This window comes from Paraburkholderia sp. RL17-337-BIB-A, assembly GCF_046025895.1.
Taxonomy (GTDB): domain Bacteria; phylum Pseudomonadota; class Gammaproteobacteria; order Burkholderiales; family Burkholderiaceae; genus Paraburkholderia; species Paraburkholderia fungorum_C.
The window spans coordinates 4,052,551-4,064,494 of record NZ_JARESY010000001.1 but is presented as its reverse complement, the minus strand read 5'-3'; the positions used below and the strand labels follow the sequence as shown (position 1 = coordinate 4,064,494).

Here is an 11,944-nt window from a genome sequence, read left to right as displayed (position 1 = left end):
GACTTTTCAAGACCGCCGTTACGGCTTCCTGACAGCCGAAAGAAGGCACAAGGCAAGCTGAAAGGCAGCGGTCCAGCGCCGTGGGGAAGAGGCCTAACTGGGGCCGTTTCCCGCGAGTGCAAGGCGCCGCGGAGTTCCAGGCGAGTGCGCAGCAAGACCGCCGGGCCGCACGCCGCGCCATGTGTTTCACGCTATCCAGCCGTCCCGTGGTAAACCGCCTGGTTTTGGCCGTCCTGTGGGGAAGGTCCGCCCGTGGTGTGCCGCCCAGCGGTAGGCCGCCCCGCTCATTCAAAGAACGCTCCTGATGTCCAATCCGTCCGCTACCTCCTCACGCATGAGCGCGCCTGAAATGCGCGCGACCGTGTCGCTTGCCGCCATCTTCGCGCTGCGCATGCTCGGCCTCTTCATGATCATGCCGGTGTTCTCGATCTACGCGAAGACCATTCCCGGCGGCGACAACGTGCTGCTGGTGGGTATCGCGCTCGGTGCGTACGGTGTGACGCAGTCCATGCTGTACATCTTCTACGGCTGGGTCTCCGACAAGGTCGGCCGTAAGCCGGTCATTGCGACCGGCCTCCTGATCTTCGCGCTCGGCAGCTTCGTTGCGGCGGGCGCGCACGACATGACGTGGATCATCGTCGGCCGGGTGATTCAGGGCATGGGCGCGGTGTCGTCCGCGGTGATCGCGTTTATCGCCGACCTGACGTCCGAAGAGCATCGCACCAAGGCGATGGCGATGGTCGGCGGCAGCATCGGCATTTCGTTCGCGGTGGCGATCGTCGGTGCGCCAATCGTGTTCCAGTGGGTCGGCATGAGCGGCTTGTTCACGCTGGTCGGCATCTTCTCGATTCTGGCGGTCGGCCTGGTGCTGTGGGTCGTGCCTGATGCGCCCAAGCCCGTGCACGTGCGCGCGCCGTTCGCCGAGGTGCTGCATAACGTCGAACTGCTGCGTCTGAACTTCGGCGTGCTCGTGCTGCATGCCACGCAAACGGCGTTGTTCCTCGTGGTGCCGCGCATTCTCGAAGCCGGCGGCCTGCCGGTCGCGTCGCACTGGAAGGTGTATTTGCCGGTCATGGGCCTCTCGTTCGTGATGATGGTCCCGGCGATCATCGCTGCTGAGAAACGCGGAAAAATGAAAATCGTGCTGCTGTCGGCGATCGGTCTTATCCTGATCGGACAGTTGTTGTTGGGCGTCGCACCGCATACGATTCTGAGTGTGGCGGCGATTCTTTTTGTCTACTTTCTCGGCTTCAATATTCTTGAGGCATCGCAGCCTTCACTGGTGTCGAAACTGGCGCCCGGCACTCGCAAGGGTGCGGCGGCCGGCGTGTACAACACCACGCAGTCGATCGGTCTTGCGCTGGGTGGCGTGGTCGGCGGCTGGTTGCTGAAAGTGGATGGTCAGAGCGCGGTCTTCTTCACTTGCTCGGGGCTGGTGTTTTGCTGGCTTATAATCGCGGCAAATATGAAACAGCCGCCGCCGCGCAAGAAGGCGTAACAGCCGCTCCCAACCCTGGCGCTTCGCGCCAAGCCCCGCGAGGGGGCAGTCCCCCAATCCCGAAGGTGACTTCCTTCGGGGCGGGGGACTTTCCTTCGGGGCGGAAAGTTTGGGACGGCCCGGCGTGCTTTTGATAGAACTCACCCGGCGGCGGGCTGAGGCGCTGTTCCGGTCTCCGGCCCGCCGGCTTGAGACGTGAATTGTGCATTGTCGTGCCGCCCGCAACGGAATCAACAGGAGAAACTCATGGCATCCGTGAACAAGGTCATTCTCGTCGGCAATCTCGGAGCCGATCCGGAAGTCCGTTATCTTCCGAGCGGCGACGCAGTGGCGAACATCCGCCTTGCGACGACGGATCGGTACAAGGACAAAGCGTCCGGCGAAATGAAGGAAGCAACCGAATGGCACCGCGTGTCGTTCTTCGGCCGGCTTGCTGAAATCGTGTCGGAATATCTGAAGAAAGGCTCGTCGGTGTACCTGGAAGGGCGCATCCGTACCCGCAAGTGGCAGGCTCAGGACGGCACCGACCGTTACTCGACCGAAATCGTCGCCGAGCAGATGCAAATGCTGGGTGGCCGTGGCGGCTCGATGGGCGGCGGTGGCGATGAAGGCGGTTACAGCCGCGGTGAACCGTCAGAGCGTAGCGGCGGCGGTGGTGGCGGCCGTGCGGTTTCGGGCGGCGGCGCTTCGCGTGGCGGCAGCGGCGGCGGTGGTGGTTCGAGCCGCCCGAGCGCACCGGCCGGCGGTGGCTTTGATGAGATGGATGACGATATTCCGTTCTAGAAGCTACTTTGTTGTTTTTTGTTGGTAAAGAGCCTGTCTGCCCTGCGTAGACGGGCTTTTTCTTTACCCACACATCTATTTGTGCTTTACTGCGATTTCGACGCAACTACTACTTAGTGAAAACGGTGGGTAGATGACAGAATTCGTTGCTAGGCGCATCAGGTTTCGGAACGGGGAACACTACTCCGTATTGGCGAGGCCCGGCGGTTTGCCGGTCCACGAAGTCACTCTTTTCCTGTCGAAATATCGTACAAAGGGCCGTGCCGCGAACACGATTCACTCCGTTTGTGTGGCGCAGGCGCTGCTCTATCGTGAGTTAGCCAAAGCTAGAATCGAGCTGCTTGAACGATTGCGAAAGGGTGAATTTTTAACCGTACCTGAACTCCACCGGCTAGTTTATGCCTCTCAGTATTGGGCAGATGACCTGTCTGAAGATGAGCCGGGCACCGGGAACGGCACAAACGTCATTGACATCAAAAGAATTCAGTTGCGTCGCAAAGCGCAAGTCAAGAACGTCAAGGCAGTCAGTGCCAAAACCCAAGGTGACCGCATCAGATACATGGCGGACTTCCTGAAGTTCTTGGCGACGTATGTCGGCGCGACGTTGCCGGCGTCTCTGAAGCACAAGTTAGCGGTCGAAAGCGATGATGCTCTCGAGGCGTTTCGCGGTCATATTCCACCGGTCCCTAAGCGAGCCAAGCTCGGTGCCAGAGAAGGTCTATCAGAGGAGGACCAGGCAAGGCTCGTTGCACTTGTCAACCCGGACTCACCGGACAATCCCTGGAAGCATGGCTTCGTCCGCTACCGTAACTGGCTGATTGTCGTGTTATTGCTCGCGACCGGTATGCGTCGCGGCGAGTTGCTCGGTATCCAGATTGCAGACCTGCATCAACGTCTGCCGAAGCTGAGAATCATCCGTCGGGCGGACGCTAGCGAGGACCCTCGTCCAATTCAACCCAATACGAAGACCAACGACCGAGAGGTGGAGTTGCGGCCAGCCATTATGCGGGCCGTTTGGACCTACATCGAGAAACACAGAAGGCAAATCAAGGCCGCTCGCAAACACCCTCAGCTCATCGTCGCCGATGACGGCAAGCCATTGTCTTTGAAGAGCATCGACAAGATGTTCAGAGAGCTACGCGTGGCTTGCCCAGGTTTGCCCGTGACATTGACGAGCCACGTAATGCGCCACACCTGGAACGAACGCTTCTCAGAGCAAGCCGACTTGATGGGGCTGTCAGATGCAAAGGAGGAGAAGGCTCGCAACGAGCAACAAGGGTGGACCGACAACTCAAAGACTGCTGCGACCTACACTCGCCGTCACACGAGCCGCAAAGGACGGGAACTTAGCCTAAAACTACAGGAGAAACTCGATGTCCCTGAAAAGTGAACTTCGCCCGTCCACCTCTGTCACCCTCACCTTGCCCGTGCGCGTATTCACGCGCGACAGGAAGAGCAGCTTCGACCCAAGGGAAGACATCTGGGAGTGGACCGATGGTCCCTATAACGCACGCATCGACTTTCGTCGATACAAAGGCGGTTTCGAAGTCTTTGTTCCGTGGTTGAAGCACGCACTGCTTCCTTTCGTCAGTGGGCACTCGTCGGCTCACGTCGAAAACCTCAATGCAGCGTTCGCCCATTTCTTGGATTCGATGGATGCGTGCCCTGAGGGGGACATTAGCCCACAGCATATTTCTAACTATGCCGCCACGCTGGGTGCTAATCAGGTGGGGCGAGTCGGAACGCTCAACGGCCTGCTACAGAAGTGGGTCGCTCTCGGGCTGCCACTTGTCGAGAAGGAGTGCGCCGAATACTTGGCGGACAGGAAAAAGCCAGGTAACAAGAAAGGTGAGCCGGTCACGACGCGAAATCCGGTTATAGGGCCTTTGAGCGAAGAAGAGTACACCGCCTTGTACTCGGCGGCTAACACGGAGTATGGACGTGGAGCGCTTCCATTGTGGACGCTCCTGCTTTTTAGATTGCTCCTGGCCTGTGGCGGTCGCATTTCCCAATATGCTTCGCTTAAGCTTTGCGACTTCAATTCATCCACATTCGTCCTGAGTCTTCCGCAGGCAAAGACACGTGAAGAACACATCCGAAGCAGCTTTCTCCCATTCAATATCAGCCCACAAACCGCACGACTCATTACGGAATACATCGCCGGGATGACAGCGAACGGCTACAGCGCCAATTCTGCGTTCTTCTCCCAAGAGCTCGTTATGCTGGAAGGCCCACGCAAACGCATACGGGCCGAGGACGACCTGTTTTACGGTCACTGCACTCCCGGTGCCTTATCGACCAGCTTCTCGAGCTTGATGGGAGAGCTAGCGCCGCCTACCTCTCGTCTCGACTTCTTGCCGATACCCGTGACCCCTCAGCGGTTTCGTTACACCTTCGGCACTCGGCTCGCCGAAGAGGGAGCGAGCGAAGTGGTTATCGCTGACCGGATGGGCCATGCCGACTTACAGCAAGTCCGGGTTTACGTTTCGGCGTCTCCCAAAATTGTTAATAGCATCGATGAGAAGATGGGCGACCTGCTCATCCCCATTGCTGAAGCATTTAAGGGGCAACTTGTTGAGAATGAACAGGCGACTACCCAAAAAGGTGCTCCAGGCAGCCGCATCATTGACTTCCGGGTATCAAAAGACCCTTTAGGTAGCTGTGCGGGTTGCGGACAGGGCTGCGCATTCGATAAGCCGGTCGCATGCTATGGCTGCTTCCGGTTTGAACCCTGGCTCGACGCTCCACATGAAAAGGTATTGAGCCGCCTGGAAGCCGAGCAGGAAAAATGGCCGGACGATGAACGGATGGCCGCAGTGAACGATGAGCCAATCCGGGCAGTGAAGGAAGTCATCGCGCTTTGCTCAAGGGTCTGGCGGCAACGTAAAGAACAGCAAGAGGAGACTGTATCGTGAATATGCCTGTTCTTAGCTTTACGCCGCGCGCTGAACTGGAGCCTTCAGCCAATCTCGGACTGTTTATCGAACTTTGTAAGAGTTCGGCCGTTCTCAATGCCCGAAACCAGTTCGACAAAAACACGTGGGATATTGGATACCACAAAGGCCACAACAAGACGCACCGGGCGATATTCAGCACGATGGAGGCTGCCCGAAAGAGGCAGCCTGAGCCAAGCCTCCTGCCGCCATTTCTGGACTTCGCCAAAGCGATTCTCGTGTTCCTCCAGGATTCGCGCCCAGTGGAATCCCAGGGCCCACGCCTCGCGGCGCTTCGATGCCTGGAAGCGGCACTACGGGAATCGGGCAAAGGTTCGCGACCAACCGCTGTTGACGCGACGATACTGGACCGCGCGGTCGAATTGGAAAGGGAGAAAGTTTCGCCCGGCGTGGCCTATCGGACTGCCGGTCAGCTTGAGGAAATCGCTGACGTTATGCGCACCAAGGGATTCATTCCCTTGCGCCAACGCTGGGTCCACGGACTTAAGAAGCCTGAAGAACGTAATTCACGCATCTCCGAAGAGGCGTTGAAGGGACGTCAGGAGAAGCTCCCCTCCGCTGCTACGTTGCGCGCACTCGGTGCAATCTTCCAGGACGCCATAGAGCCACCTGATGTCCTGGTTTCGAGCAACACTGCGCTGATGCTTTGTGCGCCAGAGCGTATCAATGAAGTGCTTCGACTTCAGCGGAACTGTCTCGTTGAAGGGGACGGTGAATTCGCCGGCAAATTGGGTCTTAGGTGGGCGGGGTCGAAAGGCTTCGAAAATACGACAAAGTGGCTCCCTACTCAAATGACGCCAATCGCCCGTGAGGCAGTCGCAAACATCACCAGGGTGACGACACCCGCACAGGAGTTGGCCGCCTGGTACACGAAAAACCCGGGCAAGCTCTATCTGCACGAGGCCGCTGAGGAGCTTAGAGATAAAGCCCTTCTCTCAACAAACGAAATCGCACTCATCCTGTGGAACGACGCGTCGGCGTTTGCTACAGCCAACTACTGGGCGACACTGACCGCGAAACTGCCTCAGCATAAGCTTGGCATAGGGAGGCGTGTCGGGTATCGCTTCGAAGACGTCGAGCGTGCCGTCATTGCAATGTTACCAGAGACCTTCCCGTATGTTCCCGGTGCGCCCGAACTCTTATGCCGTGACTCGATGGCCCTCATGCGCACCAACGAAATGCATTCGGCGAAGGTGACCTGGGCGTGCATGTTCAGCTGTGTGGACTACGGCGTAATAACAAACCACTTCGGAGCTCGTGAGGGTCGGCTTTCTATCTTTGAGCGTTTCAACTATACCGAAGATGACGGTTCTCCCATTGAGCTCCAAAGCCATAACCTGCGTCATTACCTGAATATGTTGGCGCAGACGGGCGGTTTGAGTAGTACAGAAATCGCCATCTTCTCTGGTCGGAAGGACACCAGGCAAAACCGTGCCTACGACCACATGACTTCCGATGAGGTTCAGGCGCCCATTAGTGAAGCCTTGCAGAACGGGTTCACTTCCGAACTGGAACTGCTCCTGACTGGTGGCCGCGAATTGTTCACCCGGAGTGAGTTTGAACAACTGAGGCTGGCTGCGGCGCATACCACGGCATATGGTTGGTGCAGACACGACTTCGCCAGTGAACCGTGCCAGATGCATCGCGACTGCATTAACTGCGAGGAGCAGGAATGCATCAAGGGCGATGCGCACAAAGAAGCGAACCTCCGCATGTCAAAGAGTGAGACGGAGTACCTCCTGAAAAAGGCACAGGAAGCGCTGAGCGAGGAAGAGTACGGCGCAGATACGTGGGTCAAACATCAAAAAACGACCCTCGAACGAATCAATGCACTACTGTCAATCCTGGAGGACCCTGCGGTTCCTATCGGCGCGCGGATTCGACTGGACGTGAACAATGCGCCGCTCATCACCGTCGGAAACGTTCATCCAATCAGGTTCACGCCGCCTAAACGGCGAAAGGAGCTTGCATGAGGAAGACGCGCGCTCCCGATTTAACGAGCGAACGCATCGCCGGGGTCCTTGAAACCTTGGATGCGTGGAAAGGGAAGCTCACCTGGGAACTGTTGCTGGATGCGGTTCAAAGCTCCACCGGAATCCGCTATTCGAGATTTACGTTTGCCGAGTATCCCGAAATCGCCAACGCGTTCTCCTTCAAGAAGGACGCGCTGCGAGGTACGTTGCCTCGTGAGCGAGGTGAGCCTCGCGACGAACGGGTTCGTGCGGCCCTCGCACAGGTGGAGCGTTACAAGGCGAAAGCAGAGCGACTCGAGAAAGAGAAAGACCTTCTCCTCGAGCAGTTTGTGACATGGGCCACCAATGCCGAACGAAAAGGCGTCACGATGGATATGCTCAATGCCCCCTTGCCGAAACCGCCTCGAGACCGCTCTAAAGGGAGCAAGTGATGGCAAACGGACAGCAGGTTGCCGAGGAGAATGTGCGTCGGTTCACGACCTGGGCGGCATCCAGGACGGACGATGACTTCCGGAACATGGCGACACGTGGTGTCTTGTCGCGTCAGGATATTGCAGCGGAATGTGGCTTCAGCAAGTCGGCGTTGACGCAGAATCCCCGCATAAAGAAGGCGCTGAAGGATTTGGAGGATTTGCTACGAGAACGCAACGTGCTTCCGCCTCTCGCGTCGGATAATCAATCGGACGCCGTTGCCGCAACCCCCGTCCGGCAGCCAGACTCCTCGCGCCAGGCCCGGGACGCGGAACGTCTCTCTCACCTGGAACGGGCGTACGCGGCCGTGAAGGCGGAAAACGAGGAGTTGAAGCGGCAGCTTGCTCGCTTCACGGTACTGCGGGAGGCATTGGCCGAGACCGGGAGATTGCTTCGATGACAGCAGTTGCGACCGTCACGGTGCGAGTCACGGGAGTGCGTTCGCAGAATCCTCGTGGATTTGGAGGCGCGATATTCACGGGTGTGCCTATTGACGCTCGCGGCTCTGTGTTGGACGCCTGCGTGTACTTGGTCGTCAAGGCAACGCGTGCTGTGCTCGGTGATACACGTGTCGAACGAGGTCAGTGGTGGCGTGTGAGCGGGCGACCAATGGAGAGGCGTTCCGTGGTCGACGGGTTCGAATTGGTCGAGCAGCAGGTTGAGGCAGACGCCGCGCAGCTAGCCATGCCTTCCGGCGAGCACATCGTGACGTTCATCGCCGAGAATCCGGCGTTCGAGGGCATAGGCTCGGTGAAGGCGCGTCGTCTCTGGGAGCGATTTGGTGAAAGCCTGTACGCCCTTCTGGATACGCGGGACGCGTCGGCGTTTGGCGATGCGCTGACCGAGCAGGCCGCGCAGCGGCTGGTCGACGCCTGGGCTGAACACGGCCAGTCTCGCACGCTGCAATGGTTGCAGGTGCAGGGATTCGACCTGCGCATCGGTCGCAAGGTATTGCGGTTCTTCGGCGAAGACGCTCAGGCTCGCATCGAAGAAGACCCATATCGTCTTCTCTCCTTCACTGGTAAATGGGCGGATGTCGACCGGTTGGCACGAACCCGGTTTGGTGTCGGGGCCGATGACCCTCGCCGATTGCGCGGCGCCGTTGAGGAGGTGTGCTATCGCATGTTCGCCAACGGCCACACGGTCATGGCAACCGCTGACCTCGAGGGTCAGGTAGCTCCCCTGCTGGGGACCGCACCTGTGGGCGTTCGATGGCGAGACCTTCTCGCCGCTGCCGTGTCCGAGGGGCTGAGCAATGGCAGCGTCGTGCAGACTGCACAGGGCTTGCAGCCGCTTGGTGCATTGGTGATGGAGCGTCAGGTTGCCAAAGCCATACAGGAACGTTTGATAGGCGGCGGTCAGCAGTTGGTTGAGCCTGCCGTGGCCGATAAAATAATCGCTGCGGTTCAGGCAGAGTCCGGTATCGAGCTGAATCCGGAGCAGCAAAACGCCATCCGGCTTGCGGCTGCCCGTTCATTTGTTTGTGTGACTGGCGGTGCGGGCGTCGGCAAGACAACAGTCCTCAAGTCGCTATATTGCGTCTACGACGAAGCCGGAGTGCGAATCCTGCAAGTTGCGCTCGCAGGGCGAGCGGCCAAACGGATGCAGGAAGCAACCGGTCGTCCGGCCGCTACCATTGCCAGCTTCCTGAACGCTATCACTGATATATCGTTCGACGGTTCAACTGTGCTCGTCATCGACGAAGCCAGTATGGTCGATATCATTTCCATGAGTCGGCTCTGCGACGCACTACCCTCGCACGTGCGTCTGTTACTCGCAGGCGACCCTCATCAGTTGATGCCTGTGGGGCCCGGTCTGGTTCTTCATTGCATCATGCAAGTCCCGGAAGTCCCAACGGTCGAACTCAAAACCGTGAAACGCTACGGTGGGCAGATTGCCGCTGTCGCCGCAGCTGTGCGGGCTGGAGAGTGGCCCACGGTCACGGCTGACGAGACTGAGCCGGTAGCGTTCATTCCGTGCGACGAAAGACTCTTGGCCGACATGGTCGTTGAGCTCTATGCACTCGACCCCGAGCATACCCAGGTACTCGCGCCTGTACGTAATGGGCCTGCGGGAACCAAGGCTCTGAATCAACTGTGTCAGGCTCGGTTCACGAAAGACAAACCGACCGTCACCAGCTGGAACGAAGAATTCGAGCAGCCAGAATATTGTGGATTGAACCTTGGCGATATCGTGCTCTGCACACGCAATCTGTGGGACAAAGGATTGCAGAACGGCTCACTCGGTAGAGTCGTCCAAGTTGAGGCGCCCAACGAGTCGTCGGTGGAATTAGAAAGCGTTCTGGCCTGGGTCGAATGGGATGACGACCTTCGCCGCCCATTGACCAGAGATATGCTCGACGACATCGAGCTTGGCTACGCGGTCACCGTGCACAAAGCGCAAGGCTCTCAGTGGGCCCGAATCATCATCCCTGTCACCGCGTCAAAGCTCTTGGACAGAACGATGCTGTACACCGCTATCACGCGCGCACAGACACAGGTCATCCTGGTTGGGGATATGGAAGCTGCGCGACGGGCTGTACTCGCGCCTCCGAAATCGCGCAGCCGGCGGGTGGCGTTGGACCGCGCGCTTGCAATGTATCTCGCGCGAGAGGAAGCAAGCGTTCTCGAATCGGCATGACCAATCCGACGACGTAAATCGAGTCAAGGGCGGGCGATAGCCCGGCGCAGCGTACCCTTGACGCGCTGACGGGGCTATACGCTCGAGCGTGGTTGGAAGCTCGGCATTCTCGGGCTTCCAACCATGCGATACTGATGCGGCGTTGGGCAACAAATGCGCTGGACAGAGGACAGAATTGCTACCCACAAACCTACCTTTGGACGCGGTTTGTGGGGTTTAAAAAGGACAGAATGGCGTTCTACCAACGTTTGTGAGCACCTGTGTTGGCTGAAAGCCCTTCACTCACTCACATCGAGGGCGGTACCAACAGTTTCTAGTGGGCATAACCGTTCTGAGGTTTTGTAACCACAGAATGTAAAGATCAGCCCCGCCCCCGTGCGGGGCTTTTTTTATCTCTGGGATTCGGGGCGCCCTTTAGCCGCAACATTTCAAGCGCGCGTTCGCCCATACGACGCCCGCTGCTGCCGAAAATCGCGCGGACTCACCCGCTCCAGCCGCCGGAAGAAGCGCGAAAAAATACCCTACGCCGGAAAAGCCCAGCAAATCGGCAATCTGGGCGACCGCCGTGCGGTAAGTGAATGGCCGTGTCGGCCACAGGCCCTGACGGAGTTCATCCGAAGGGCACGGCAGCATACCCCGCACGCTTGGCAGAATTCAGCGCTTCGTTCCGGTTGTCGGACACCGGCTGTCTGCCCAATACTGGTCTCGTTGACCCGCCGCTCGTACGCACTGATCGGATGCATCGCACTCCGTAGATTATGTTTCGCGGACGAGAAGTTGAGCGGATGTCTACATCAATCGCTTCGAAAAGGTGTCAGGAATTCAGCGACGCTTGTCGAAGCATGGAAGCACACCTATGCGCCACCCACTTGCCAACTGAGGAACCGGAAAATGAGCACCACGATTGCAGGCATCAAGATACCCGACAGCGCAATTGCGCGCGCGGCCACCCAACTGGTACGCGATACCGAAACCGACCTGCTGTACAACCACTCGCGGCGGGTTTTCCTGTTCGGCGCCCTCAGCGGCGAACGCAAGGGCCTTAAGTACGACCCGGAACTGCTGTACCTCGGCGCCATGTTCCATGACATGGGCCTGATGCCCGCGTACAGCAGCGAAGGCTACCGTTTCGAAGTGGATGGCGCCAATGCCGCGCGTGATTTCATGACACAGCACGGCATGAACGACTACGACATCGAACAGGTGTGGTTGTCGATTGCGCTGCATACCACTCCGGGCGTGCCTGAACATCTGAAGCCGGTCGTCGCGCTCGTGACCGCTGGGGTCGAGATGGACGTGCTCGGCATGGCCTATCACGAGTTCAGCGACGAACAGCGGATTCAGGTGGTGGCGGCGCATCCGCGCGAAGAGACGTTCAAGAACGGCATCATCGATGCCTTCGCGCAAGGAACGATCAAGAAACCCGAGACGACCTTCGGCAACGTCAAGGCGGACGTGCTCGAACTGCGCGATCCGTCATACAGGCGCCTGAATTTCTGCCAGATCATTCTGGGTTCCGCGTGGGACGACAGCAAGGCCGGTCACGCTCACCACCAGGGCTGCGGCTGCGGCACTGATTCGGCGGCTAAGGGCAACTGAACGACTGCCGCTGCCCAATTGCGTAG

9 protein-coding genes are annotated in these 11,944 nt (G+C 58.5%); all 9 read left to right on the top strand.

Annotated features, from left to right (window positions below; genetic code table 11):
* Positions 1-304 precede the first annotated feature (304 nt).
* The 9 genes from P0D84_RS18105 (at position 305) to P0D84_RS18065 (ending at position 11,918) form a co-directional block, all read left to right on the top strand.
* On the top strand, positions 305-1,498 hold the full coding sequence (locus tag P0D84_RS18105) for an MFS transporter (protein WP_408338567.1): 1,194 nt from the start codon (positions 305-307) through the stop codon (positions 1,496-1,498).
* Positions 1,499-1,744: 246 nt separating this feature from the next.
* Positions 1,745-2,281 carry a single-stranded DNA-binding protein gene (locus tag P0D84_RS18100; RefSeq protein WP_408338565.1) on the top strand — a complete coding sequence of 179 codons (537 nt, stop codon included), beginning with the start codon at positions 1,745-1,747 and terminating at the stop codon, positions 2,279-2,281.
* A 133-nt stretch (positions 2,282-2,414) separates the two neighbouring features.
* Positions 2,415-3,671, top strand: coding sequence for a tyrosine-type recombinase/integrase (locus tag P0D84_RS18095; RefSeq protein WP_408338563.1), 1,257 nt, complete (start codon positions 2,415-2,417; stop codon positions 3,669-3,671).
* On the top strand, positions 3,655-5,196 hold the full coding sequence (locus P0D84_RS18090; RefSeq protein ID WP_408338561.1) for a tyrosine-type recombinase/integrase: 1,542 nt from the start codon (positions 3,655-3,657) through the stop codon (positions 5,194-5,196). Before P0D84_RS18095 ends, P0D84_RS18090 begins: the two co-directional genes overlap by 17 nt.
* Before the next feature lie 2 nt (positions 5,197-5,198).
* The gene (locus P0D84_RS18085; RefSeq protein ID WP_408339886.1) at positions 5,199-7,208 is read left to right on the top strand and encodes an integrase; all 2,010 of its coding nucleotides are present in this window, start codon (positions 5,199-5,201) and stop codon (positions 7,206-7,208) included.
* The gene (locus tag P0D84_RS18080) at positions 7,205-7,639 is read left to right on the top strand and encodes a hypothetical protein (protein ID WP_408338559.1); all 435 of its coding nucleotides are present in this window, start codon (positions 7,205-7,207) and stop codon (positions 7,637-7,639) included. Before P0D84_RS18085 ends, P0D84_RS18080 begins: the two co-directional genes overlap by 4 nt.
* Complete coding sequence (locus P0D84_RS18075) at positions 7,639-8,079, top strand: VPA1267 family protein (protein ID WP_408338557.1); 441 nt, start codon at positions 7,639-7,641, stop codon at positions 8,077-8,079. The genes P0D84_RS18080 and P0D84_RS18075 overlap by 1 nt, the downstream gene beginning before the upstream one ends.
* Positions 8,080-8,303: 224 nt before the next feature.
* Entirely contained in the window at positions 8,304-10,319 is a 2,016-nt protein-coding gene (locus tag P0D84_RS18070) for an ATP-dependent DNA helicase (RefSeq protein ID WP_408338555.1), read from the top strand.
* An 891-nt stretch (positions 10,320-11,210) separates the two neighbouring features.
* Positions 11,211-11,918: an HD domain-containing protein gene (locus tag P0D84_RS18065; protein ID WP_408338553.1), complete on the top strand. Its 708-nt coding sequence runs from the start codon at positions 11,211-11,213 to the stop codon at positions 11,916-11,918.
* Positions 11,919-11,944: the final 26 nt, after the last annotated feature.

What these genes read in the sequence shown, in the direction of transcription:
- P0D84_RS18100 (WP_408338565.1), top strand. Translation starts at nt 1,745, where the DNA reads ATGGCATCCGTGAACAAGGTCATTCTCGTCGGCAATCTCGGAGCCGAT.
- P0D84_RS18065 (WP_408338553.1), top strand. Translation starts at nt 11,211, where the DNA reads ATGAGCACCACGATTGCAGGCATCAAGATACCCGACAGCGCAATTGCG.
- P0D84_RS18090 (WP_408338561.1), top strand. Translation starts at nt 3,655, where the DNA reads ATGTCCCTGAAAAGTGAACTTCGCCCGTCCACCTCTGTCACCCTCACC.
- P0D84_RS18075 (WP_408338557.1), top strand. Translation starts at nt 7,639, where the DNA reads ATGGCAAACGGACAGCAGGTTGCCGAGGAGAATGTGCGTCGGTTCACG.
- P0D84_RS18080 (WP_408338559.1), top strand. Translation starts at nt 7,205, where the DNA reads ATGAGGAAGACGCGCGCTCCCGATTTAACGAGCGAACGCATCGCCGGG.
- P0D84_RS18095 (WP_408338563.1), top strand. Translation starts at nt 2,415, where the DNA reads ATGACAGAATTCGTTGCTAGGCGCATCAGGTTTCGGAACGGGGAACAC.
- P0D84_RS18105 (WP_408338567.1), top strand. Translation starts at nt 305, where the DNA reads ATGTCCAATCCGTCCGCTACCTCCTCACGCATGAGCGCGCCTGAAATG.
- P0D84_RS18085 (WP_408339886.1), top strand. Translation starts at nt 5,199, where the DNA reads ATGCCTGTTCTTAGCTTTACGCCGCGCGCTGAACTGGAGCCTTCAGCC.